This is a genomic window from Deinococcus aquiradiocola, from assembly GCF_014646915.1.
Lineage (GTDB): Bacteria > Deinococcota > Deinococci > Deinococcales > Deinococcaceae > Deinococcus > Deinococcus aquiradiocola.
In genome coordinates this window covers 1-21184 of the sequence record NZ_BMOE01000023.1, presented here as the reverse complement: position 1 = coordinate 21184, position 21184 = coordinate 1, and the positions used below count along the sequence as shown (strand labels likewise).

Below are 21184 nucleotides of genomic sequence, written 5' to 3'. Positions count from 1 at the left end.
TGCGCCAAATCAGTGCAAGCCAAAGATAAAGGTAGCATGACTTTACGGACCAAACAAGACGCAGGAGACAATCCCGCGCCCGGCACATCCGGCGGGCCACACCTGGCCTACCCGGCCGCGCCGCCCCGCACCACCAGCCCCTGCTCGCCCGCCCAGGCGCCCACGTCGTCCCCACGGACCGCGGCGGCCATCAGGCCCGGAAAGTGGTCCGGCGTGCACGCGAAGGCCGGGACACCCATGCCCGCCAGTGCGCGCGCCACGCCGTGATCGTAACCGGGCGCGCCGTCGTCCGACAGGGCCAGCAGCGCGATGAGCTGCACGCCGCCGTCCTTCAGGGCGCGGGCGCGGGCCAGCATCTCGCGCTCGTTGCCGCCCTCGTACAGGTCGCTGATGAGCACCATCACCGTCTGCTCGGGCCGCCGGATGACGCCCTGGCAGTACGCGAGCGCCCGGTTGATGTCCGTGCCGCCGCCCAGCTGAATGCCGTACAGCACGTCCACCGGGTCCTCCAGGTGCTCGCTGAGGTCCACGACCTCCGTGTCGAACACCACGACGCGCGTGCTGACGGCCGGGAGGGACGCCAGCACCGCGCCGAACACCCCGGCGTACACGACGCTGCTCGCCATGCTGCCCGACTGGTCGAGGCACAGCACGATGTCCCGCAGACTGCGGCGCCTTCTGCCCATGCCGATCAGCCGCTCCGGAATGACGGTGTTCCGGTCCGGCTGGTACGTCTTCAGGTTCGCGCGGATGGTGCGGTCCCAGTCGATCTCGGCCGGGCGGGGCCGGAAGTTGCGCTGCGCGCGGTTCAGGCTGCCGGTCACGGCGGCGCGGGTGGGTTCCTCCAGGCGGCGCGTCAGGTCGTCCACCACGCGGCGCACGACGGCGCGGGCGGCGTCCTTGGCCTTCTCGGGCATCACACCCTTGAGGGTCAGGAGGGTCCCGACGAGGTTCACGTCCGGCTCCACGCTGTCCAGCATCTCCGGCTCGAACAGCAGCTGCTGGAGGTTCAGCCGCTCGATGGCGTCGCCCTGCATGACGCGCACCACGCCACCCGGGAAGAACTCGCGCAGGTCCGCCAGCCAGCGCGCGACCTTCGGGGCGCTCGCCCCCAGCCCACCGCGGCGCGACGTGGGGTCCGCGTCGTACAGGCCGCTCAGGGCGTCGTCCATGCGGGTCTCCAGCGCGGACAGCTGCACCGGCGGTCCCTCACCGGCGCTCAGGCCATCCGCGTCTCCCCCGCCCAGCACCAGCCGCCAGCGGCGCAGGCGTTCCGTGTCGTGTGTCATGCGTTCACCCCCAGCAGCCGCAGCACCACCGGCACGGCCCGCAGCGCCCGCTCCTCGTTCACCTCGCGCGCCACGCGCACGGACGCGCCCGCCCCGCGCAGCGCCTCCCCGATCCGCCTGCGTTCCGGCCGCTCGAAGCGCGAGAACACCCGCCGCAGCAGCGGCAGCGTCTCCCCGAACACGGCCGCGTCCAGCCCGGACAGCCAGCCGTCCAGCAGGCCCAGCAGCGCCGGATCGTGCATCAGGAGGGCGCCGCTGTCGCCCAGGAAGCCGTCCAGCCACGCCGTCACCTCCAGCGGCACGCCGCTGCTCAGGGCCAGCCCCAGGCGGCGCTCCACCTCCGCGCCGTCCAGCACCGACGCGTCCCGCAACCGGCGCACCGCGTCCCCGCTCAGCAGCGGGTGCGCGTCGTCCCGGTCAGCGAGGCGGGTCAGGGCCGCCTGCCACCCGGCCAGAGCGTCCGGGTCATCCAGCAGCCGCACCGCCGCGTCCGCCCCGTGCACGTACCCGCGCAGCGTGGCCGCCGCGTCGTCCGCAATCCCCACCCCCGCCAGCGGCAGGCCCACACCCGCCCGCGTGAGCAGCGTCCGGAACGTCGCGCCCGCCAGCACGTTCGCCCCTCCGTCCCGGCCACGCACGTCCCCGTACCGTGCCAGCCGTGCCAGGGGCGGCAGGGCCTCCAGCAGGTCGCTTACATCCGCACTGCCTGCCGCCCGCGCGTCCAGGGCAGAGAGGGCCACCGGCAGCGCACCGCTCAGATCGGCGTAGCGCACCGCCTCCAGCAGCGTCGTCAATTCCGCCAGCGTGCCCGCCCCCCGCGCCGACTCGACCGCCACCGCCGTCGCCGCGTCCATCACCGTCTGCCCGCTTCGGCTCGCCTCGACCAGCCGCACGCTGAACTCCGGCTTCCAGACCAGCGCCCACACCTCCCGGAACGTCCCGCGCCCGCCCGCGTGCCGCTCCCGCGCCCACGGCACGCCCAGCAGGTTCAGCCGGTGAAACAGCACGCTGCGCGCCAGATCGTTGTCCGTACGAAGGTCCAGGGTCAACTCCAGCTGCTCCGCCTGCACCTTCAGCCGCAGGCTCTTCTGGAGGCGCGCCAGATCCTGCGCCAGCGGCACCGTCGGCACGCCACCCGGCACCTCACCCAAGGCCTCCCCCACCACCAGCTGCCGCTCGATCAGCCGCAGGGGAAGATCACCGTCCCAGCCGAACACGCTCAGGGCCGCCTCGTTCAGCTCGTCCAGGCCCGGCAGCGCCCGGCCGCGCAGGGCCGCCAGGGTGTTCGCCAGCCGCGTCGCCTCGATCACCGAAGCGCTGCTCGCCTCCAGCCGCTCCGCACGCAGCAGCCGCGCCACCCGCGCGAACCACCGCTCCGTCACGTCCCGCCGCGTCGTGAACAGGTGATGGTAGTACCCCGGCGACCGCACGCCCGCCCCGTACCCGCTGCCCGTGCTCAGGCGACCGTGCGTCCACGGCACCCACGTCAGCGTCACCTTCGCCTTCGGCAGGCCCTTCAGGAGCGCCGCATCATCCTTCGCCGTGAACGCCTCCACGTCCAGCGCCGGAGCGTGCCACGCCCCGCACACCACCGCCACGCGCCCCGCCCCACCCTTCAGCGCCGCGCGGATCGCCTGCCGCATGCACGCCTCCCGCGCCGCCTCCCGGCCCGACGCCGCCGGAGCGTCCGCCCGCACCGCCCGCATGGCCTCGTTGATCGCGTCAAAGACCTCGAAATCATCCCCACGCGCCTCGACCAGCGTCTCCCACCAGCGCTCGAAATCCGCGTACCCCGCCGCCTCCGCCAGCACCCGCAGGGGGTCGCTGTGCAGGTCGTCCGTGTCGTCATCCCCGCGCTCGCCTGCCAGGGTTGCCGAGGCTGGAAGATCCATGAACCGCGCTGCCACCCCGGCCTTCGCCGCCCAGCGGAACGCCACGAACTCCGGACTGAACGCCACGAAGGGCCAGAACGACGCGCGGGAAGGGTCGTCGTTCACGTAGCCCAACAGCGCCACGGGCGGCTTCATGTCCTTCTGAGCCAGGAACGGGAGAACGGAATCGGCGTCGGACGGCCCCTCGACCAGCAGCACGTCCGGATTGAGCTGCGACAGCGCGTGCTCAAGGCTGCGCGCCGAGCCGGGGCCGTGATGACGGATAGGAAAGATGGAGATGGACGGAGTCATCTCAATCCTCGTCCGCTTCCTCGAATTGTTCTTCCGGGAGCAGACCCCTGATGAACGTTGCGAAATCACGTGCAAGCTCAATTATCGAGTAATCGTTGCCCTGATCGACATAAACGACTTTAGGTTCACCTTGAGGCCCACACTCACGATAATCCAGTGCCACCATCTGATGCCCTGCCGTCGGGCAATCCGCGAAATATACGCCGATCTCTGGATAGCCCCACTCGTCGATCCAGAATTGACTTCCGGTACCTCCACACAGTGTCAGTTCATTCTGCTTTCCAATTCCGAAAATATCCACGATTGCCACATGATCATCAGCCCAATTGTTCGGCTGATTTGTAGGAAAGCAGGTATTGACTGGGTAGCCACCGTTCCGAGTTTGCATGAGTGATATATAGGAAGCTGGGATTGTATAGCCCAATTCCGACTGGATCTCGGAGATTTTCTCAGGACTCAACTCCTCACCGAAATATTCTTTCTGATACTGAATAGCTTCTACGCTCCAAAATTCTTTGTTCGACTCATCCATTGAATTTCCTCCTGTAACATAACACTTCAATGAGGTTTTGCTGCATTCAACTCACCGTCCGGCAGGCTTTATAGAAGTCTTTCCAGTCGTCGCGTTTTTTGGCGACGGTTTCGAGGTATTCGCGCCAGATGACGGCGTCCTGCACGGGGTCTTTGATGACGGCCCCCACGAGGCTGGCGGCGACGTCGTGGGCGGTGAGGTGGCCGTTGCCGAAGTGCGCGGCGAGGCTCAGGCCGTGGTTGACGACGCTGATGGCTTCGGCGGTGCTGAGGCTGCCGCTGGGGCTTTTGAGTTTCGTCTTGCCGTCCTCGGTGGTTCCGGCGCGCAGTTCGCGGAACACGGTGACGATGCGGCGGACTTCCTCCAGCGCTGGGGGCTGGGCGGGGATGTGGAGGTTCGTGGCGAGCTGCGCGACGCGGCGGGTGACGATGCGCACCTCGTCGTCGAGGGTGTCGGGGACGGGGAGGATGACGGTGTTGAAACGGCGTTTCAGGGCGCTGCTCAGGTCATTCACGCCCTTGTCGCGGTTGTTGGCGGTGGCGATGAGGTTGAAGCCCTGCACGGCCTGCACTTCCGTGTTCAGTTCCGGGATGGGCAGCGTCTTTTCGCTCAGGATGGTGATGAGGGTGTCCTGCACGTCGCTCTGCACGCGCGTCAGTTCTTCCAGGCGGGCGATCTTCCCGGTGCGCATGGCGCGCACGATGGGACTCTCGACCAGGGCGGCCTCGCTGGGGCCTTCAGCGAGCAGGCGGGCGTAGTTCCAGCCGTAGCGGACGCTTTCCTCGCTGGTGCCCGCCGTGCCCTGCACGAGCAGGGTGCTGGTGCCGCTGATCGCAGCCGACAGGTGTTCACTGACCCAGCTTTTCGCGGTGCCGGGCACGCCGATCAGCAGCAGGGCGCGGTCGGTGGCGAGGGTGGCGACGGCGATCTCCATCAGGCGGCGTTCCCCGACGTACTTGGGAGTGATCTCCGTGCCGTCCTTCAGCTTCCCGCCCATCAGGTACGTCAGCACCGCGTGCGGCGACAGGTTCCAGCGAGGCGGGCGCGGCCGGTCGTCGTGCGCGGCCAGGGCCGAAAGCTCGTGCGCGTACTGCTGCTCGGCGTGCTGGCGGAGGACTTCAGGGGCGGGAGTGGTCATGGGTGACTCCTTTCAAGGGCGGTGCGGACGGGGCCGTCCGGGATGGTCAAGGTGGAATTCCCTGCGTACTGGACGGTGATGGCCTGTGGGGAGCGGTGGGTGCGGCCCCGGAGACCGGCGGGGATCTCGTGCTGTCCGAGGTGGTGTTGAATGTGCAGGGTGCCGTCCTCGGTCAGGTGGTAGGTGGTGGGGCCACTGGCCTGCGCGTCCTGCTGGAGTCTCTGCCGGTGGGTGCGGGTGATCCAGACGTGGCTGGCTGTCAGCACGGCGGCAGCGATCAGCAGCAGGGGTTGCCCGGTCAGGGCCAGGAGGACGCCGCCGAGGGTGAGGGCGGCGGCCAGGGCAAGTCGCGGCGTCCGGAGTTGCCGGGCCTGAATGCCATTCAGGACGAGCTGCATTTCCGGCGTCCGCCAGTCCACAGTCTGCGTGACGGTCATCCTCTCCCCTTCCCGAAGTCGTTCCACATCTGCTTCCTGAGTTCCAGCGTGCCCAGCAGTTCGGTCATGGTGCGGTGGGCGTAGTCGGTGGCGTCGGCGGGGAGCGGGTCGGGGTGGGGGGTGTGCGGGTGGGCGTGCGTGGCGGCGAGTTCCGCGAGTTGTGCCCAGCGGTAGCCCCAGGCGGCGGCGTAGTGGGCGTCTCCGATGGTGTCGCGCAGGATGCTGAGGAGGGCGGCGCTGAGGTCGGAGGGCCAGGGGCCGGGTTGGGGGCCGAGCAGGGCCAGCAGGCGTTCCGGGTCGCGGTCGTGCAGCGCCTGCTTCTGCGCGGCGGCCAGGGGTTCGGGTGGGCCGATGTGGAGCAGGAAGGGGTGGGTGGGCAGGTCGTGCAGGAGGGCGGTGGCGAGGGGGGCGTGCCGGGTGTGGACGGCGTTGTCGGCCAGGGCGTTCAGGTGGTCGTGCTGCCGGGCGATGTTCACCAGGGTGGCGGGTGGGATGTTCAGGGCGGTCAGCAGGGCGTCGGGGTGGGTGTGTTCCAGCAGGTGTTCCAGGAGGGCCGTGGCGCTCCGTTTCTCTTTGCCGGCCGGGTCGGGCAGGCCGTCGCGGGTGGCGTGTTCGTCGGGGCCGGTAGGCGGGGTCAGGGTGCTGGGCGTCTGTTTCGTCAGGCGGCCGAGCAGGCTGGGTTTGTCGAGGCTCACGAGGGCGGCGAAGCGGGCGGCGTGCCGGGCGTTCTGGGCGCTGCCGCTCAGGCGGTGCAGGGCCGTGCGGGCGAGGGTGCGGACGTCCTCGCTGCGGGCGGTGGTGAGGGTGTCGAGCAGCGGTTCGAGCGCGTGGTCGTCGGGTGTCAGGGTGTCGAGCAGGGCGGCCAGGAGGCGCTTGCGGCTGCCTGCGCGTTCGGTGGGGAGGTGCTGCTGCAGGAGGGCTCGGGCGGCGTGCGGGTCGCGTTCGCGGACGCTGCGCCACAGGGCTTCGCGGCCCGCCTCGGTGGCGGTGTCCCAGGCGTCGTCGCCGGGCGGCGGTGGCGTGAAGGCCCAGTCGGGGTTGAAGCGGGCGAGCCAGCGGCCGCGCTCGCCGAGAACGGGGGTCAGGAGGGGGCGCAGGTGGCTGTCGTTGCTGGCGTGGTCGAGGAGTTCCGGGAGTCGGGCGGGCGGCACGCGCCAGCCGGCCTGCGCGCAGAGGGTCAGCCATTCGCTCAGGTGGGGCGTGCCCATCACGAGCGGGAGGTGCCGGGTGGCGCGGCCTGGCGCTTCCGGGAGGGTCTCGGCGGGGGCGGGCACCGGGGGCAGGTCGCTGGCGGGGTCCGGGGTGCGTCCGGCGGCGTGCGTCAGGGCGTGCAGGGCGGCGCGGGCCAGCAGGGTGCCTTCGGCGGCCGGGCGGGTGACGTGCGCGGCGGCCTGTCCGAGTGGGCCGGGGCCGGGGGTGGGGAGCGTGCCGCGCGCCGTGCCCAGCAGGGCCAGGGCGAGCAGGGTGTCGTGGTCGTTCATGCGTCCACTGCCGTCAGGAAGGGGTGCAGCGTGCCGCCGTGCAGGACGCTCAGGGGCGCGAGGACCGTGCCGTCCCACTCGGCGTACACGGTGACGGGCTGCCCGCCGCTCAGGGCGAGCAGGGTGTACAGGGTGCGCTCACTGCCCGTCAGGGGAAGGCGGCCGGTGCCGTCCTGTGCGTGCCAGGGGTTGCCGGGCACCACGTGCAGGGGGCCGGTGAGGTGCGCGGTGCGTTCCAGCCAGGGGTTCAGGGCGAGGGCCGCGCCGTGCCGGTCGAGCAGGGCGTCGAGCGTGAGGCCCTCACCATGGGGCGAGGCGGTGGTGACGGGGGCCTCGCCGCGCAGCAGGGCGCGTTGCGGGTACGTGCCGGGCGCGGAGCAGACTTCGGCCTGCACGGTCTGTCCGGGCGGCAGGGCGGGCGGGAAGGGGCGGCCCCACGCGGAGAAGTCCAGCAGCAGGGCCGTGTCGGTGCCGCTGACCAGCCAGGTGCGGCGGGTGAGGAGGTTGTCTTCCTCGGTGACGCTCTGCCCCATGACCTGCCAGCGTGCGCGGATGCCGCCCGCGCCAGTCACGGCAGCACTGTCGACGGGGAAGCCCAGCGCGGTTCGCAGGTCCGCCTGCTGCTCGGCGCTCAGGGTGTCTCTTCGGGGCCACGCCTCGGTCAGCAGGTGCAGGCGGGACAGGTGCGCGAGCAGCGCGGCGGGGTCGTGCAGGTGCTCGGGGATCTGCCGCACCAGTCGCGCCGCGCCGGGCGCCTGGGCGTCCACGAGGCGGGCGGCCTGCGTGTCCCAGTCGCTGTACGGGCGCGCGGGAGCGTGCGCGAGGCCGTCGCGGATCAGGTCCTGCAGGAAGGTCTGCAGGGCGTCCAGGCCGTCCGTGACCTTCCTGTCGCGGGCGGCGCGGCGTTTGGCCTGCGCGGCGGGGTCGGGACCGGCCCCGCTGCCGGGGGTGGGGGCGTCACCGTCGGTCTTCGGCGTTTCGTTCGCGGCGCGTTCGGCCCGGCCGTCCAGCCACGTCTGGAGGGTGTCGGGCGGCGCGGCCTGCCCGAAGTCGCCCGCATGCGTGGTGTGCAGCAGCATGAGGGCCAGGGCGTGTTTGCAGGGGAACTTGCGGCTGGGGCAGGAGCATTTGAAGGCCGGTCCGGTCCGGTCCACGCCGGTCAGGTAGGGGTCCTTGCCGCTGCCCTGGCACTGGCCCCACAGGCTGGTGCCGGGGGCGTTCAGGTTCTGCCATCTGGCGGGCGTGGCGAGCTTGCGGCCCGCCTGGGCGCTGGAGGCGTCGGGCGCGAGCGCCAGGACGGTGTCGGTGTTCAGGGCGGACCTCCGGGGGCCTCGGCGGTGGGCGGGACGTGAAGACGGACGGCCTCATGCTTTCAGGGGCCGTCCGGAAAGGCAAGCGGACCTGTGGGTCAGGTGCGGCGGCGGCCGCGCGGACCGGCGAGTTCCGGGGTGGGTTCGTCCGTCTCGGTGGGCGCGTCCGGTGGGGTGGTCCGGTCGTCGCTCGCAAGAGTGGCGGCGTCCGTGTCGTGCAGTTGCTCAGGGGTGTCGTGGGTGGACACATGCTGCGCGGCGGTGTCCTGCCCGGAAGCGGGGGCGGTGTCGGTCGCCTGGGTCGGGGCGTCCTGCGGGGGTTCGGTCTGCTGCGCGTCCATGCGTGTCACGAGCGCCTGCAGGGCCGCGTCGAGGCGGGCGAGCGCGTCGGAGGTCTCGATGCGCTGCGTTTCGGCGTCCACGAGGTCGTGGATCTGCCCGGCGCTGAAGGCGACGTCGTTGCCCGGGATGCCGCTCACCTGCTGCAGCTGGTCGAGGAGGCGTGCGGCGGGCACGCTGCCCGCGCGGTGGTGCAGGGTGTCGGTGGCCGTGCCGGGCTGCGTCCCGATGAGCTGCAGGGTGACGGTGCCTTGGGCGGGCTGGTCGGGGGTGCCGGGTTCGCGGCGGAACAGGGCAACCTGGTCCTGGCGTTCGCGCATGGCGTGCTGCAGCAGGAGCAGCTGACGGACGTCGTGGATCTGGTGGAGGATGTCGAGGTGGGCGATGAGCTGACCGGCGCGTTTCATGGGGGTGGTCGTCACGGTAAACCTCCTATGTTATTAACATAATCATAGAAGATTTTCGGTGAGCGGTCAACCGGGCAGCAGAACGCCCCCGGCCAGAGGGCACGGGGGCATCCACATCGAACAGCTTCAGACCTGGCCGGTCATATGGTTCTGAACTGAACTTGTCGAGTTCAGCCGAGCGACAAGGGCGCCAACAAGTACGGTTTGGAGGAGATGGAAGCGGGCAGGCGTCCCCTCCTGCGGAGCTGTGCCAGTCATGGGCGCTGTTCTGCCCAAGAAGCGGGCAGGCGTCCTGCAGGGCGTATCGTCGTGAACGGACGCGGCTGGCCACGCCACTCCTCCCGTTCTGCCCAAGAAGGGATGCCTTCGCTGTTTCCGGCATCCCTGGAATCGGATCAAAACCGTATCAGCGGACGGCCTCCACGATCCGGCCGTACACCTCGGGCATGCTGCCCACCCCGTTCACGGCACGCACCTGACCGCGCGCCGAGTAGTAATCGATCAGCGGCTGCGTCTGCGTCCGGTATACCTGCTGACGCTCACGCGCCGTCGCTTCGGTGTCGTCGCTGCGGCCGCTCGTCTTGCCACGCTCCACGATCCGCGCGATGAGCTCCTCGTCCGGCACCTCCAGCAGCGGCACCGCGTTGATCGGCGCGCCCAGCTCCTCCAGCAGCACGTCCAGCTCCTGCGCCTGTGCCGTCGTGCGCGGGAACCCGTCGAAGATCACGCGGACACTCTCCATGCTCGCCAGCCGGTCACGGATCAGGGCGATCAGGATATCGTCCGGCACGAGCTGACCCGCGTCCAGGATCGGCTTGACGCGCTGACCCAGCTCCGTCTGCCGGGCCACGTGATCGCGCAGGATGTCGCCCGTGCTGATCTTCAGCAGGTCCTGCTCGGCCGCGAGACGTTCCGCCTGCGTGCCCTTGCCAGCGCCGGGCGGGCCGAGAAAAATGATCACCTGATGTGCGGGGTTGGGCATACACCACTCCTTTGAAGGGGGAACGAGAAACCGGGTTCGGAACTTCGGCGCGGCACCGGCCACGAGGAACGCCGAGCAGACCTGGCCGGACCGGAACGAGGACCGTCCCGCAGAGCCGCGCTGAGATTCACCAAGCTAGCAGAAAGCGGGCCGGGGACTCTGCCCCGGCCCGCCTGTTGTCCAGTCACCGCTCACGGGACAGGACCTCCCGCTTACTCCTGCAGCCGACCGCGAATGCGGCCCTTGCTGATGAATCCGTCATAACGGCGCACCGTCAGCTGCGACTCCAGCTGCCTCAGCGTCTCTAGCGCCACGCCCACGATGATGAGCAGGCCCGTCCCGGAGAACTGGAATGTGGTGACGCCCGTCAGCTTCTGCACGATCTGCGGCACGATGGTCAGCAGCGCCAGGAAGATCGCGCCCCAGAGCGAGATACGGGTGCTGATCTTGCCGAGGAACTCGGCGGTCGCCGCGCCCGGACGCACGCCCGGCACGAAGCCGCCCGCCTCGCGCAGCTGCTCCGCGATGCGGCGCGGGTCGAACTGCACGCTGTTGTACAGGTACGTGAAGCCCACGATCAGCAGCACCTCCAGCACCGTGTACCACACGCTGCCCGAGGACAGGTAGCGCTGGATGAAGGTGCTGACGGCAGGCGCGCGCGTCGCCGTGGCGCTCTGGATGAGGTTCGGCACGATCAGCATGGCCGAGGCGAAAATGACCGGAATCACGCCCGCCTGGTTCACCTTGATCGGCAGGAAGGTCGCCTGCCCGCCGTAACTCTTGCCGCCCACCTGCTTGCGGGCGTACTGCACCGGCACACGCCGCTCCGCCTGATAGACGTACACGATCCCGGCAATCACCAGCAGCACCACCACGATGAAGCCCAGCAGGGGCAGGATGGTCAGGTTGCCGCTCCTGAAGAGGGCCGCCGTCGCGCTGATCTCCGCCGGGTAGCGGGCGATGATGCCCGCCATGATGATGAGCGAGATGCCGTTCCCCAGACCGACTTCCGTCATGCGCTCGCCCAGCCACATGGTGAACGCGATCCCGGCCACCTGGGTGAGCACCATCACGAGGATGGTGAACACGCCGGGGTCCCAGCCGGGAGCGATGTTCGCCGCGTCACGCGTCACGAAGATGCTGAAGATGGTGGCCTGCACCGTTCCCAGGATGATCGCGGCGTACCGGGTGTAGCTGTTGATCTTCTTGCGGCCCTCCTCGCCCTCCTTGGAGAGTTTCTCCAGCGGGGGGAGCGAGGTGGTCAGCAGCTGGATCACGATGCTGGCCGTGATGTAGGGCAGCACGCCCAGCGCGAAGATACTGAACTTCGCGAGGTTGCCGCCCGAGATCAGGCCGATCAGGTTCAGCAGACTGTTGTTGCCGGACCCGTTGGCGAGCGCGTCGGAGTTGATGCCGGGGGTGGGAATCGCGTTGCCCAGGCGGTAGATCGCCAGGAGGAGCAGCGTGAAGATGATCTTCCGCTGAAGATCCGGAATACGGAAGGCGTCGCGGAAGGCCCGGAGCATCAGCGGGGTTTGGTCTCGACCGAGTGGGGGGCCTTGGGCTCGGGGAACACCACGCTGCCGCCGGCGGCCTCGACGGCCTTCACGGCCGCCTCGCTGGCCGCGTCGACGTGCAGGGTCACGGCGAACTTGACTTCACCGCGCGCCAGCAGCTTCACGCCGCGCTCCTTGCGGCGCACGAGGCCCGCACCGCTGAGGGCGGCACGGTCGACGGTGGCGCCAGCCTCGAAACGCTCGAGGTCGGAGAGGTTGATGATCTCGTAGGTGGTGCCGACGTTGTTGAACCCGCGCTTCGGCAGGCGGCTGATCAGCGTGCTGCCGCCACCCTGGAAGAACGAGCCCTTACCGGCGCCGCTGCGGCTCTTCTGGCCCTTGTGACCACGGCCGGCCGTCTTGTCGGTGCCGCCGGGACCACGGCCGACGCGCTTGCGGTTCTTGGTGGAACCGGGCGCGGGCTTCAGATCGTGAAGCTTCACTTGCTCACCTCCAGCAGGTGGATGACCTTGCGGACCATGCCCTGAATGACGGGGGTGTCGGGCAGTTCACGGCTCTGGCCGATCTTGCTCAGACCCAGCGCCTTCACGGTCGCCGCCTGGTCGCGGTTGTAACCGATGGTGCTCTTCTTGAGGGTAATCTTCACTGCGTCACCTCCGCCTGGGCGGGGGCCTGACCGGCCTGGCCGCTGAGCGAGCCGCGCAGGGTACGGACCTGCTTGGCGGTGCGGAGGTTCTTCAGGCCGTCGAACACGGCGTACGCCACGTTCGTCTTGTTGCGGCTGCCGAGCTCCTTGGAGAGCATGTTGGTGATCCCGGCCAGTTCCGCGATGCTGCGGGGCACGGTGCCCGCGATCACGCCGGTACCGGGGCCGGCGGGCTTCAGGAGGACCTGGGCCGTGCCGTTCACGCCGACGATGTCGTGGGGGATGGTGCCGTTCTCGACGGGCACCTGGATCATGTTCTTGCGCGCGACGGCCTTGGCCTTCTCGATGGCGACCGGCACTTCCTTGGCCTTGCCGATCCCCATGCCCACACGACCGTTGCGGTCACCGAGGATCACGAGTGCGGCGAAGCGGAAGCGGCGACCACCCTGGTAGGTCTTGGCGGTGCGGTTGACGAAGAGCATCTTCTCTTCGAATTCGCTGGTCTCGCGCTCCGCGTTGCGGTCATTACGACGATTAAAAGTCAAGGCCGGCCTCCCTGGCAGCATCTGCCAGCGCCTTCACGCGTCCGTGGTACTTGTACTGACCACGGTCAAACACCACCTGCTTCACTCCGGCGGCAATCGCGGCTTCCGCCACGGCCTTGCCCACAGCGGCGGCGCTGTCGGTCTTGGTGCCGGTCTTGACGGCCTTGCTGCCGATCTGCGCCACCGTCTTGCCGGCGGTGTCGTCGATGATCTGGGCGTAGATGTACTTGCTGCTGCGGTAGATGCTGAGGCGGGGACGCCCGGCCGAAGCCACGCGCACCTTGCTGCGGTTGCGCATCTTGCGGCGACCACTGGTCTGGTTGAGTGTGCTCATTTCTTACCCTTTCCGCCCGTGGCTCCGGCCTTACCAGCCTTGAGGGCGATCTTCTGGCCCACGAAGCGCACGCCCTTGCCGTGGTAGGCGTCGGGCTTACGGACCTTGCGGACGTTGGCGGCCACCTGGCCGACGAGCTGCTTGTCGATACCGGTGATGTCGATCTTGGTGGGTTCCGGCACGGTGAAGGTGATGCCGGCGGGCGGCTCGATGATGACGGGGTGGCTGTACCCCATGCTCATTTCGAGGGTCTTGCCGGTCAGCTTGGCGCGGTAACCGACGCCTCGCAGCTCCAGGTTGATGGTGAAGCCGTCGGAGACACCCTTCACGGCGTTGGCGACCAGGGTGCGGGTCAGGCCGTGCAGCGCGCGGTGGTCCTGGCGGTCGCTGGGACGGGTGACGTTGAGCATGTCGCCGTCCTGCGCGATCTCGATGGCGGGGTTGTGGGGAACGGTGAGTTCGCCCTTGGGCCCCTTGACTTTGAACAGGCCTTTTTCCATGGTGGCGGTGACGCCACCCGGAACGGCAATCGCTTGTTTACCGATTCTGGACATGGCTCCTCCTTACCAGAGCACGCAGATGACTTCGCCGCCGAGACCCTGCTTGCGGGCGTCGCGGTCGGCGAGCAGGCCGTGGCTGGTCGACACGACAGCGACGCCGAGGCCCTTCTGGATGCGGGGCAGATTCTCGTGGCTGACGTACGCGCGGCGGCCGGGGCGGCTGATGCGTTCGATGTGCTTGATGACCTGCTCGCGCTTCGCCCCGTACTTCAGGGTGACGCGCAGCACGTCGAACTTCATGCCTTCGTCGCGGACGCGTTCGCTGGAAGCGACGTAGCCCTCGCGGACGAGCAGCTGGGCGAGCTGCTCCTTGAACTTGGAGGCGGGGATGTCCACCGTCTCCTTATGGACGCGCGTCGCGTTACGGATGCGCGTCAGCATATCGGCGATTGGATCACTGAGCATGGATGGCCTCGTCTTGAACGTTCAGCGGGCAATGGCCCGGCTGAAGGGGAAAGGACACCTGGGTCCTCTCCCCTGTTCCCCAAAATGTGGGGCTTCTGTGCTTGCGGTGCTTGCCCGGGTCTGGACGATCACAACTTCAACAGGAGCTGTTCGTATCCAGGGGGCGGTGAAGGGACGGTGGCTGCAGGGAGCCACAAGCGTCCAGTCTAGCAGATATTACCAGCTTGCTTTGCGGACGCCGGGCAGTTCGCCCTTGTGTGCCATCTCACGGATGCAGATGCGGCACAGGCCGAAGAAGCGGTAGTAGCTGCGGGCGCGGCCACAACGGCTGCAGCGGTTGTAGTTCTGCACGCCGAACTTGGCGCCACGCGCCGCCTTGACAACTTTCGAGGTATTCGCCATATCAGATTATCCTTATTTCCGGAAGGGGAAACCCATCGCCTGGAGGAGCGCGCGGGCCTCTTCGTCGGTTTTGGCGGTGGTGACCACAGTCACGTCCATGCCGCGCACCTTGTCCACCATATCATAGGTGATTTCCGGGAAAATCAGCTGCTCTTTGATGCCGAGGTTGTAGTTGCCGCGGCCGTCGAAGGCGTTGGGGTTGATGCCGCGGAAGTCGCGCAGACGGGGCAGCGCGATGTTCAGCAGCTTCTCCATGAAGACGTACATGCGCTCGCCGCGCAGCGTGACCTTCACGCCGACCGGCATGCCCTGACGCAGCTTGAAGTTGCTGATGCTCTTCTTGGCCTTGGTGATGATCGGCTTCTGGAGGGCGATCAGGGACAGCTCCTTGACGGCCTTGTCGATGGCCTTGCTGTCTTCCTTGCTGCTGCCCAGACCCTCGTTGATCACGATCTTCGTGATGCGCGGGACGGCCATCACGCTGGTGTAGCCGAACTGCTGCATGAGGGCGGGACGCACCTCGTCGTTGTACTTGCTCTTGAGTTGCTGCATGGTTCTCCTAGTTTCGGGCGGACGGGTCGCCCAGGATGCCCCGGATCGGCGCTCGGCTCAGCGAGCCTCGCTCCGGGGGCAACCCAATTTAGTCGATGACCTTGCCGCTGCTCGCACCCACGCGGACCTTCTTGCCGTCCTGGATGCTCTTGCGCACGCGGGTGGCCTTGCCGGTCTCGGGATCGACCAGGGCGACCTTGGAGGCGTGGAGGGCGCCGGGACGCTCCTCGATGCCGCCCGCGGTGTTGCTGGCGCTGGGCTTGACGTGCTTCTTGACGATGTTCACGCCTTCCACGACGACCTTCTGGGTCTCGGGGATGGCGAGCAGCACCGTGCCGGTCTGGCCCTTGTTCTTGCCGCTGAGCACCATGACGGTGTCGCCCTTGCGGACGTGCAGCTTGTTGTTGTGGTGGGTCCCTGCTTTAGGAGCGGGCATTACAGCACCTCCGGAGCGAGCGACACGATCTTCATGAAGCGGCGGTCGCGCAGCTCGCGGGCCACCGGCCCGAAGACGCGCGTGCCACGGGGCTCGCCGTTGTTGTTGATGATGACGGCCGCGTTCTTGTCGAAGCGGATGGTGCTGCCGTCGGCGCGCTTCACCGCGAAGCTGGTGCGCACGACGACGGCCTTGACGACGTCGCCGCTCTTGACGGTGCCGCGCGGGGCGGCGTCCTTGACGGAAGCGACGATGATGTCACCGACGTGGGCGTAGCGCTTGTTACCGCCGCCGCCCTTCGTCAGGCCCTTGCCGCCGATACCGCTGTTCAGCACGCGGATGCACATGAGTTCCTTGGCGCCGCTGTTGTCGGCGACGTCCAGACGGGTCTGAACGGAAATCATGCTTCACCGCCCGCAGCCTGGTTGGCCTGACCGGCTTCCTCGGTCTCGACCACGGTCGTCTCGATGCCGCGGGGGCGGTCGACGAGCTTGGTGACCTTCCAGGTCTTGGTCTTGGAGATCGGACGGACCGACAGGATCTCGACGGTGTCGCCGAGACGGTACTGGTTGGTCTCGTCGTGCGCCGCGTACTTCTGGCTGCGGGTCACGACCTTGCCGTAGAGCGGGTGCGTGAAGCGGCGCTCGACCTTGACGCTGACGGTCTTGTCGGCCTTGTCGCTCACCACGACGCCCGTGAGGGTCTTCTGTGCCATTACTTGCTCCTCTGCTGTTCGCTCTGAACGGTCAGCAGCTGGGCCACTTCACGGCGGAGCTGGGTCACGCGGTGGGGCTTGTCCAGATTGCCGATCGCGCCCTGAAAGCGCAGCTCCATCAGTTCCTTCTTGCGGGCGGCCACTTCCTTCTCGAAGGCGGCAGCGTCCAGCTCGCGCATCTCACTGAGCTTCATCATATACCTCGCGCTTCACCATCTTGGTGCCGATGGGGAGCTTGTGCCCGGCAAGCCGGAAGGCTTCCTTGGCCTGCTCCTCGGTCACGCCGGACACCTCGAACATCACTCGGCCCGGCTTGACGACGGCCACCCAGAACTCCACGGCACCCTTACCTTTACCCATTCGGGTTTCGGCGGGCTTCTTGGTGACGGGCTTGTCGGGGAAGATCCGGATGTAGATCTTGCCGCCGCGGCGGAAGTGACGGCTCATGACGATACGGCAGGCTTCGATCTGGTTGCTGCGGACCCAGGCGGGCTCCATCGCGACCAGGCCGTAGTCGCCGAACGCGACGTAGTCGCCGCCCTTGGCGTCGCCGCGCATGCGGCCACGGAACTGCTTGCGGTACTTGGTGCGCTTCGGGAGAAGCATCACTCACCTCCTGTGCGGCGGCGGGCGGTGGGGCGACGGCGGTTGGGGCGGTCACCTTCGGGACGGCGCTCGCCACTGGGGCGGGCGGGGCGCTGGACGGTCTCGGTCTTGCCACCGATGACTTCACCGTTGAACACCAGCACCTTGATGCCGATGATGCCGTAGGTGGTGCGGGCGAGCGCGGTGCCGTAGTCGATGTCGGCACGGAGGGTGTGCAGGGGCACGCGGCCTTCCAGGACCTTCTCGGTACGGGCCTGCTCGGCGCCACCGAGGCGGCCGGAGAGGACGACCTTGACGCCGCGGGCGCCGGACTCCATCACGCGCTGCGCCGCCTGCTTCATGGCGCGGCGGAACGCGAAGCGGCGCTCGATCTGCTCGGCGACGCGCAGCGCGACCAGGGGCGCGCTGGTGTTGGGGTTCGGGATCTCGGCGACGTTCACGGCGACGGTGCCGGCCGACACGAGCTTCTCGATGTCGGTGCGGAGCTTCTTGATGCTGTCGCCGCCCTTGCCGATCACGATGCCGGGCTTCGCGGCCGAGATGATCACGTTGACCTGCTGGCCCGCGCGCTCGATCTCGATGCGGGCGAGGCCCGCCGCGTTGAGCTGCTTGCCGACCAGGCCGCGAATCTTCTCGTCCTCGGCCAGCAGCTTGCTGTACTGCTTCTTCCCGGCGTACCAGCGGCTGTTCCAGCCCTTGGTGATGCCCAGGCGGAAGCCGTTGGGGTTGATCTTGTTACCCATGGCGCTCCTCCAGAATGATCGTGATGTGGCTGGTGCGCTTCTTGATGATGTTGGCGCTGCCACGGGCACGGGGGATGAGGCGCTTCAGGGTGGGGCCCGCGTCCACGTAGGCCTGGGCGACGAACAGACGGTCCTCGATCATGTCGTGGTTGTTCACGGCATTCGCCTTGGCGCTCTTGAGCACCTTGTCGATCGGGGTGCTGGCCATCCGGGGGATGAAGCGCAGCAGGTCTTCGGCGTCCTTGACGTCCTTGCCGCGGATGACGTCGATCACAAGGCGGACCTTGCGGGGCGTCATGCGGATGTACTTCGCAATCGCTTTAGCCTGCATTACTTCTTCTTGCTCCCTTTGGCGGACTTGTCAGACCCGTGGCCGCGGTAGTTGCGGGTGGGGCTGAACTCGCCAAGCTTGTGGCCGATCATCTGTTCGCTCACGAAGACCGGGATGTGCTGCTTGCCGTTGTACACCGAGATGGTGTGACCGATCATCTCGGGCACCACGGTGCTGCGGCGCGACCAGGTCTTGATCACGCGCTTCTCGTTGCGGTCGTTCTGGGCGTCCACCTTGTTCAGGAGGTGGTCGTCCACGAACGGCCCTTTTTTCAGGCTACGGGGCATACGCTACCCTCCTTCACTTCCCGCCGCGGCGGGTGACGATGAAACGCTCGGAAACCTTGCGCTTGCGACGGGTCTTGAGACCCTTCGCCAGCTGACCCCAGGGGCTGACCGGCTGACGGCCCGCGCCGGTGCGGCCTTCACCACCGCCGTGGGGGTGGTCAACGGGGTTCATGGCACTGCCGCGCTGGTGCGGCTTGCGGCCGAGCCAGCGGCTGCGTCCGGCCTTGCCGAGCACGATGTTCTTGTGCTCCGCGTTGCCGACGGCGCCCATGGTGGCGTAGCACTCGGTGTGCACGCGGCGGATCTCGCCGCTGGGGAGGCGCAGGAGCACGTAGGTGCTCTCCTTGCCCTGCAGCTGCACGCTGGTGCCGGCGCTGCGGGCCATCTGCGCGCCCTTGCCGGGCACGAGTTCCACGTTGTGGACGACGGCGCCGACGGGGATGAAGCGCAGGGGCATGGCGTTGCCGACCTTGGGTTCGGCTTCGGGGCCGCTCACGACGGTCGCGCCGACCTGCAGGCCTTCGGGCGCCAGGATGTAGCGCTTCTCGCCGTCACGGTAGTGCAGGAGGGCGATGCGGGCGCTGCGGTTCGGATCGTACTCGAGCGCGGCGACGACGGCGGTGACGCCGGCCTTATCACGACGCTTGAAGTCGATGCGGCGGTACAGCTTCTTGTGGCCGCCGCCGATGAAGCGGCTGGTCACGCGACCGCGGTTGTTGTGGCCGCCGGTCTTGTGGATGCCCTCGGTGAGGCTCTTCTCGGGGCGCTTCTTGGTGAGGCCGGAGAAGTCGGCCGTCGTCATCTGACGGCGCGAGGGGGTGTACGGACGGTATTTCTTGACTGCCATGTTCAACCTCTCCTTAGACCAGACCCTCGAGGGCTTCGATCTTCTGCCCCTCGGCGAGTTTGACCATGGCCTTCTTGCGGTTGGGGCGGCGGCCGATGAACTTGCCGGTCCGCTTCAGCTTGCCGAGCACGTTGAACGTGCCGACCTTGACGACGGTCACACCGAACGCCTGCTGCACCGCGTTCTTGATGTCGGTCTTGGTGGCGGCGGGCTCGACCCAGAAGGTGTACACGCCACGGTCCATGCCGGCGTAGGACTTCTCGCTGATCACGGGCTTCTTGATGGTGTCGTAGGCGTTCACTGGGCGGCCTCCTCTTCCTTGGCGGGCTCCAGCACGACGGCGTCGATCACCAGGCGGTCATGGCGCAGGATGTCGTACACGTTGAGGCCGGCCACGGGCAGTGCCGTGATCCAGGGCAGGTTCCGGGCGGCGCGGCGGGTGTTCTCGTCGTCGGTGACGAGGAACACGCTCTGCGTGCCGTCCAGGCCGTTCTGTGCGGCCCAGCCGAGGAAGCTCTTGGTCTTGCCGTCCAGCTCGAAGCCGTCCACGGCGATCAGGTTGCCGCCCTGCTGACGGTCGGCGAGCGCCATGGCGAGGCCGAGGCGACGGACCTTCTTGGGCAGGGTGTAGGCGTAGTTGCGGGGCTTGGGGCCGAAGGCCACGCCGCCGCCCACGAAGTTCGGGGCGCTGCGGTCGCCGTGACGGGCGTTACCGGTGCCTTTCTGGCCGTACATCTTGTGGCCGGTCTTGGCGACCTGGGCGCGCGTCTTGGTGCTGGCGCTGCCCTGGCGGCGCTTGGCGAGCTGCCAGGTCACGACCTCGTGCAGCACGTGCTTGTTGGCCTGAGGCAGGTCAAGTTCGATGGTGCGGGCGTTCTTGCCCACAACGTTAATCTGAGCCATTACTTCGCTCCCTTGACGGCCTGACGCAGAACCACCAGTCCGCCGGTCATCCCGGGGATCGCGCCCTTGATCAGGATCAGGTTCTCACCGGGGCGCACTTCGATCACTTCGAGGTTCTGCACGGTGACGCGCTCGACACCCCAGTGACCGGACATGCGCTTGCCTTTGTACACGCGGCCGGGCGTCTTGCGCTGGCCGATCGAACCGGGACGGCGGTGCCACTTCTTGGCGCCGTGCGAGGCCGGACCGCCCTTGAAATTCCAGCGGCGCATGACGCCCTGGTGACCGCGGCCCTTGCTGGTGCCGGTCGCGTCGATCTTCTCGCCTTCGGCGAAGATGTCGACGTTGATGGTGTCGCCGGCGGGCGTGAAGTTACGGAACTCGCGCAGGTATCGCACGCCGCTCACGCCGGCCTTCTTGAGGTGACCCATCTGGGGCTTGTTGATGCGCTTCTCGCTCTTGGGCGAGAAGCCGACCTGCACGGCCTCGTAGCCGTCGGTGGCAGCGGTCTTGCGCTGCACGACGGGGCAGGGGCCGGCGAGGACGACCGTGACCGGAACGGCCTTGTCGCCCTTCCAGATCTGGGTCATGCCGATCTTGGTACCGAGGATGCCCTTCATGCCCGGCCTCCCACCGTCTTGATCTCGATGTCCACGCCCGTGGGCAGGTCGAGGGTCATGAGGCTGTCAATCGTCTTCTTGGTGGGGTTCATGATGTCCACCAGACGGTTGTGCGTGCGGATCTCGAAGTGCTCGCGGCTGTCCTTGTTGACGAAGGGGCTGCGGAGCACGCAGAAGCGGCGGATGCGGGTCGGGAGGGGCACGGGGCCGCTCACGTCCGCACCGGTGCGGCGCACGGTGTCCACGATCTTGCTGGCGCTGGTGTCCAGCGCCTTGTGGTCAAAGCCGCGCAGCTTGATGCGAATCTTGGGGGCAACCATGATCAGACCGTGACCTTGGCGACGACGCCGGCGCCGACGGTACGGCCGCCCTCGCGGATCGCGAAGCGCAGGCCCTCCTCCATCGCCACGGGCTTGATCAGTTCCACCGTGAACGTGATGTTGTCCCCGGGCATCACCATCTCCACGCCCTCCGGAAGTTCCACCACGCCCGTCACGTCCGTCGTCCGGAAGTAGAACTGCGGACGGTACCCACCGAAGAACGCGCTGTGACGCCCACCCTCTTCCTTCGACAGGATGTACACGCTCGCCTCGAACTTCGTGTGCGGCTTGATGCTCCCGGGCTTCGCCAGCACCTG

Annotated in this window: 32 protein-coding genes; all 32 read right to left on the bottom strand. The window is 68.0% G+C overall.

Translation table 11 applies throughout. The annotated features are described in order from the left end of the window. Positions 1 to 107 precede the first annotated feature (107 nt). The gene (locus tag IEY33_RS18380) at positions 108 to 1289 is read right to left on the bottom strand and encodes a VWA domain-containing protein (RefSeq protein WP_188964751.1); all 1182 of its coding nucleotides are present in this window, start codon (positions 1287 to 1289) and stop codon (positions 108 to 110) included. Beyond that, positions 1286 to 3472 carry a DUF5682 family protein gene (locus tag IEY33_RS18375; protein ID WP_188964750.1) on the bottom strand — a complete coding sequence of 729 codons (2187 nt, stop codon included), beginning with the start codon at positions 3470 to 3472 and terminating at the stop codon, positions 1286 to 1288. Before IEY33_RS18375 ends, IEY33_RS18380 begins: the two co-directional genes overlap by 4 nt. A 1-nt stretch (position 3473) precedes the next feature. Then, positions 3474 to 4004 carry an SMI1/KNR4 family protein gene (locus tag IEY33_RS18370; RefSeq protein ID WP_188964749.1) on the bottom strand — a complete coding sequence of 177 codons (531 nt, stop codon included), beginning with the start codon at positions 4002 to 4004 and terminating at the stop codon, positions 3474 to 3476. A 46-nt stretch (positions 4005 to 4050) separates the two neighbouring features. Next, positions 4051 to 5142 (bottom strand): ATP-binding protein, encoded by a 1092-nt coding sequence (locus IEY33_RS18365; RefSeq protein ID WP_188964748.1) that lies wholly within the window; start codon positions 5140 to 5142, stop codon positions 4051 to 4053. Next, positions 5139 to 5579 (bottom strand): hypothetical protein, encoded by a 441-nt coding sequence (locus IEY33_RS18360; protein WP_188964747.1) that lies wholly within the window; start codon positions 5577 to 5579, stop codon positions 5139 to 5141. The genes IEY33_RS18365 and IEY33_RS18360 overlap by 4 nt, the downstream gene beginning before the upstream one ends. Continuing rightward, complete coding sequence (locus IEY33_RS18355; protein WP_188964746.1) at positions 5576 to 7060, bottom strand: DUF5691 domain-containing protein; 1485 nt, start codon at positions 7058 to 7060, stop codon at positions 5576 to 5578. Before IEY33_RS18355 ends, IEY33_RS18360 begins: the two co-directional genes overlap by 4 nt. Further along, entirely contained in the window at positions 7057 to 8355 is a 1299-nt protein-coding gene (locus IEY33_RS18350) for an SWIM zinc finger family protein (RefSeq protein ID WP_229671155.1), read from the bottom strand. Before IEY33_RS18350 ends, IEY33_RS18355 begins: the two co-directional genes overlap by 4 nt. A 113-nt stretch (positions 8356 to 8468) precedes the next feature. Beyond that, entirely contained in the window at positions 8469 to 9131 is a 663-nt protein-coding gene (locus tag IEY33_RS18345; protein WP_188964745.1) for a hypothetical protein, read from the bottom strand. Positions 9132 to 9522: 391 nt separating this feature from the next. Next, positions 9523 to 10098 carry an adenylate kinase gene (locus tag IEY33_RS18340; protein ID WP_188964744.1) on the bottom strand — a complete coding sequence of 192 codons (576 nt, stop codon included), beginning with the start codon at positions 10096 to 10098 and terminating at the stop codon, positions 9523 to 9525. 212 nt (positions 10099 to 10310) lie between these two features. Continuing rightward, positions 10311 to 11624, bottom strand: coding sequence for a preprotein translocase subunit SecY (secY, locus tag IEY33_RS18335; RefSeq protein ID WP_188964743.1), 1314 nt, complete (start codon positions 11622 to 11624; stop codon positions 10311 to 10313). Next, positions 11624 to 12097 (bottom strand): 50S ribosomal protein L15, encoded by a 474-nt coding sequence (gene rplO, locus IEY33_RS18330; RefSeq protein WP_188964742.1) that lies wholly within the window; start codon positions 12095 to 12097, stop codon positions 11624 to 11626. The genes secY and rplO overlap by 1 nt, the downstream gene beginning before the upstream one ends. Next, positions 12094 to 12261, bottom strand: a complete 168-nt coding sequence (gene rpmD, locus IEY33_RS18325; RefSeq protein ID WP_188964741.1) for a 50S ribosomal protein L30 — start codon at positions 12259 to 12261, stop codon at positions 12094 to 12096. Before rpmD ends, rplO begins: the two co-directional genes overlap by 4 nt. Further along, positions 12258 to 12806, bottom strand: a complete 549-nt coding sequence (gene rpsE, locus IEY33_RS18320) for a 30S ribosomal protein S5 (protein ID WP_188964740.1) — start codon at positions 12804 to 12806, stop codon at positions 12258 to 12260. Before rpsE ends, rpmD begins: the two co-directional genes overlap by 4 nt. Further along, complete coding sequence (rplR, locus tag IEY33_RS18315; protein WP_188964739.1) at positions 12796 to 13140, bottom strand: 50S ribosomal protein L18; 345 nt, start codon at positions 13138 to 13140, stop codon at positions 12796 to 12798. The genes rpsE and rplR overlap by 11 nt, the downstream gene beginning before the upstream one ends. After that, positions 13137 to 13694, bottom strand: coding sequence for a 50S ribosomal protein L6 (gene rplF, locus IEY33_RS18310; protein WP_188964738.1), 558 nt, complete (start codon positions 13692 to 13694; stop codon positions 13137 to 13139). The genes rplR and rplF overlap by 4 nt, the downstream gene beginning before the upstream one ends. A gap of 9 nt (positions 13695 to 13703) precedes the next feature. After that, positions 13704 to 14105, bottom strand: a complete 402-nt coding sequence (gene rpsH / locus IEY33_RS18305) for a 30S ribosomal protein S8 (RefSeq protein ID WP_188964737.1) — start codon at positions 14103 to 14105, stop codon at positions 13704 to 13706. Between the two features lie 216 nt (positions 14106 to 14321). Next, complete coding sequence (locus tag IEY33_RS18300) at positions 14322 to 14507, bottom strand: type Z 30S ribosomal protein S14 (protein ID WP_188964736.1); 186 nt, start codon at positions 14505 to 14507, stop codon at positions 14322 to 14324. 12 nt (positions 14508 to 14519) lie between these two features. Further along, positions 14520 to 15059 carry a 50S ribosomal protein L5 gene (gene rplE / locus IEY33_RS18295; protein ID WP_188964735.1) on the bottom strand — a complete coding sequence of 180 codons (540 nt, stop codon included), beginning with the start codon at positions 15057 to 15059 and terminating at the stop codon, positions 14520 to 14522. A gap of 88 nt (positions 15060 to 15147) precedes the next feature. Further along, positions 15148 to 15495 (bottom strand): 50S ribosomal protein L24, encoded by a 348-nt coding sequence (gene rplX, locus IEY33_RS18290; RefSeq protein ID WP_444542429.1) that lies wholly within the window; start codon positions 15493 to 15495, stop codon positions 15148 to 15150. Further along, complete coding sequence (gene rplN / locus IEY33_RS18285; RefSeq protein ID WP_188964734.1) at positions 15495 to 15899, bottom strand: 50S ribosomal protein L14; 405 nt, start codon at positions 15897 to 15899, stop codon at positions 15495 to 15497. Before rplN ends, rplX begins: the two co-directional genes overlap by 1 nt. Beyond that, on the bottom strand, positions 15896 to 16210 hold the full coding sequence (gene rpsQ / locus IEY33_RS18280) for a 30S ribosomal protein S17 (protein ID WP_188964733.1): 315 nt from the start codon (positions 16208 to 16210) through the stop codon (positions 15896 to 15898). Before rpsQ ends, rplN begins: the two co-directional genes overlap by 4 nt. Further along, positions 16210 to 16404 (bottom strand): 50S ribosomal protein L29, encoded by a 195-nt coding sequence (gene rpmC / locus IEY33_RS18275; RefSeq protein ID WP_188964764.1) that lies wholly within the window; start codon positions 16402 to 16404, stop codon positions 16210 to 16212. Before rpmC ends, rpsQ begins: the two co-directional genes overlap by 1 nt. Then, positions 16391 to 16816: a 50S ribosomal protein L16 gene (rplP, locus tag IEY33_RS18270; protein WP_188964732.1), complete on the bottom strand. Its 426-nt coding sequence runs from the start codon at positions 16814 to 16816 to the stop codon at positions 16391 to 16393. The genes rpmC and rplP overlap by 14 nt, the downstream gene beginning before the upstream one ends. Further along, positions 16816 to 17559 (bottom strand): 30S ribosomal protein S3, encoded by a 744-nt coding sequence (gene rpsC, locus IEY33_RS18265; protein ID WP_188964731.1) that lies wholly within the window; start codon positions 17557 to 17559, stop codon positions 16816 to 16818. Before rpsC ends, rplP begins: the two co-directional genes overlap by 1 nt. Further along, on the bottom strand, positions 17552 to 17890 hold the full coding sequence (rplV, locus tag IEY33_RS18260) for a 50S ribosomal protein L22 (RefSeq protein WP_188964730.1): 339 nt from the start codon (positions 17888 to 17890) through the stop codon (positions 17552 to 17554). The genes rpsC and rplV overlap by 8 nt, the downstream gene beginning before the upstream one ends. Next, positions 17890 to 18177 (bottom strand): 30S ribosomal protein S19, encoded by a 288-nt coding sequence (gene rpsS, locus IEY33_RS18255; RefSeq protein WP_188964729.1) that lies wholly within the window; start codon positions 18175 to 18177, stop codon positions 17890 to 17892. Before rpsS ends, rplV begins: the two co-directional genes overlap by 1 nt. A 13-nt stretch (positions 18178 to 18190) precedes the next feature. Continuing rightward, positions 18191 to 19024 (bottom strand): 50S ribosomal protein L2, encoded by an 834-nt coding sequence (rplB, locus tag IEY33_RS18250; protein WP_188964728.1) that lies wholly within the window; start codon positions 19022 to 19024, stop codon positions 18191 to 18193. A gap of 13 nt (positions 19025 to 19037) precedes the next feature. Continuing rightward, complete coding sequence (locus tag IEY33_RS18245; RefSeq protein WP_188964727.1) at positions 19038 to 19325, bottom strand: 50S ribosomal protein L23; 288 nt, start codon at positions 19323 to 19325, stop codon at positions 19038 to 19040. After that, a complete protein-coding gene (gene rplD / locus IEY33_RS18240; protein WP_188964726.1) occupies positions 19322 to 19927 on the bottom strand; it encodes a 50S ribosomal protein L4 in 606 nt (201 codons plus the stop codon). The genes IEY33_RS18245 and rplD overlap by 4 nt, the downstream gene beginning before the upstream one ends. Further along, positions 19927 to 20547 carry a 50S ribosomal protein L3 gene (gene rplC, locus IEY33_RS18235; RefSeq protein ID WP_188964725.1) on the bottom strand — a complete coding sequence of 207 codons (621 nt, stop codon included), beginning with the start codon at positions 20545 to 20547 and terminating at the stop codon, positions 19927 to 19929. Before rplC ends, rplD begins: the two co-directional genes overlap by 1 nt. Then, positions 20544 to 20867 (bottom strand): 30S ribosomal protein S10, encoded by a 324-nt coding sequence (rpsJ, locus tag IEY33_RS18230; protein WP_188964724.1) that lies wholly within the window; start codon positions 20865 to 20867, stop codon positions 20544 to 20546. The genes rplC and rpsJ overlap by 4 nt, the downstream gene beginning before the upstream one ends. 2 nt (positions 20868 to 20869) lie before the next feature. Continuing rightward, the coding region (locus tag IEY33_RS18225; protein ID WP_505691149.1) for an EF-Tu C-terminal domain-related protein at positions 20870 to 21184 on the bottom strand (315 nt) is incomplete at its 5' end.

Coding starts and splice junctions, on each gene's coding strand:
- IEY33_RS18380 (WP_188964751.1), bottom strand. CDS start 1,289: ATGACACACGACACGGAACGCCTGCGCCGCTGGCGGCTGGTGCTGGGC.
- IEY33_RS18375 (WP_188964750.1), bottom strand. CDS start 3,472: ATGACTCCGTCCATCTCCATCTTTCCTATCCGTCATCACGGCCCCGGC.
- IEY33_RS18370 (WP_188964749.1), bottom strand. CDS start 4,004: ATGGATGAGTCGAACAAAGAATTTTGGAGCGTAGAAGCTATTCAGTAT.
- IEY33_RS18365 (WP_188964748.1), bottom strand. CDS start 5,142: ATGACCACTCCCGCCCCTGAAGTCCTCCGCCAGCACGCCGAGCAGCAG.
- IEY33_RS18360 (WP_188964747.1), bottom strand. CDS start 5,579: ATGACCGTCACGCAGACTGTGGACTGGCGGACGCCGGAAATGCAGCTC.
- IEY33_RS18355 (WP_188964746.1), bottom strand. CDS start 7,060: ATGAACGACCACGACACCCTGCTCGCCCTGGCCCTGCTGGGCACGGCG.
- IEY33_RS18340 (WP_188964744.1), bottom strand. CDS start 10,098: ATGCCCAACCCCGCACATCAGGTGATCATTTTTCTCGGCCCGCCCGGC.
- secY (WP_188964743.1), bottom strand. CDS start 11,624: ATGCTCCGGGCCTTCCGCGACGCCTTCCGTATTCCGGATCTTCAGCGG.
- rplR (WP_188964739.1), bottom strand. CDS start 13,140: ATGAGCACACTCAACCAGACCAGTGGTCGCCGCAAGATGCGCAACCGC.
- rplF (WP_188964738.1), bottom strand. CDS start 13,694: ATGTCCAGAATCGGTAAACAAGCGATTGCCGTTCCGGGTGGCGTCACC.
- rpsH (WP_188964737.1), bottom strand. CDS start 14,105: ATGCTCAGTGATCCAATCGCCGATATGCTGACGCGCATCCGTAACGCG.
- IEY33_RS18300 (WP_188964736.1), bottom strand. CDS start 14,507: ATGGCGAATACCTCGAAAGTTGTCAAGGCGGCGCGTGGCGCCAAGTTC.
- rplE (WP_188964735.1), bottom strand. CDS start 15,059: ATGCAGCAACTCAAGAGCAAGTACAACGACGAGGTGCGTCCCGCCCTC.
- rplX (WP_444542429.1), bottom strand. CDS start 15,495: ATGCCCGCTCCTAAAGCAGGGACCCACCACAACAACAAGCTGCACGTC.
- rplN (WP_188964734.1), bottom strand. CDS start 15,899: ATGATTTCCGTTCAGACCCGTCTGGACGTCGCCGACAACAGCGGCGCC.
- rpsQ (WP_188964733.1), bottom strand. CDS start 16,210: ATGGCACAGAAGACCCTCACGGGCGTCGTGGTGAGCGACAAGGCCGAC.
- rpmC (WP_188964764.1), bottom strand. CDS start 16,404: ATGAAGCTCAGTGAGATGCGCGAGCTGGACGCTGCCGCCTTCGAGAAG.
- rplP (WP_188964732.1), bottom strand. CDS start 16,816: ATGCTTCTCCCGAAGCGCACCAAGTACCGCAAGCAGTTCCGTGGCCGC.
- rpsC (WP_188964731.1), bottom strand. CDS start 17,559: ATGGGTAACAAGATCAACCCCAACGGCTTCCGCCTGGGCATCACCAAG.
- rplV (WP_188964730.1), bottom strand. CDS start 17,890: ATGCAGGCTAAAGCGATTGCGAAGTACATCCGCATGACGCCCCGCAAG.
- rpsS (WP_188964729.1), bottom strand. CDS start 18,177: ATGCCCCGTAGCCTGAAAAAAGGGCCGTTCGTGGACGACCACCTCCTG.
- rplB (WP_188964728.1), bottom strand. CDS start 19,024: ATGGCAGTCAAGAAATACCGTCCGTACACCCCCTCGCGCCGTCAGATG.
- rplD (WP_188964726.1), bottom strand. CDS start 19,927: ATGGCTCAGATTAACGTTGTGGGCAAGAACGCCCGCACCATCGAACTT.
- rplC (WP_188964725.1), bottom strand. CDS start 20,547: ATGAAGGGCATCCTCGGTACCAAGATCGGCATGACCCAGATCTGGAAG.
- rpsJ (WP_188964724.1), bottom strand. CDS start 20,867: ATGGTTGCCCCCAAGATTCGCATCAAGCTGCGCGGCTTTGACCACAAG.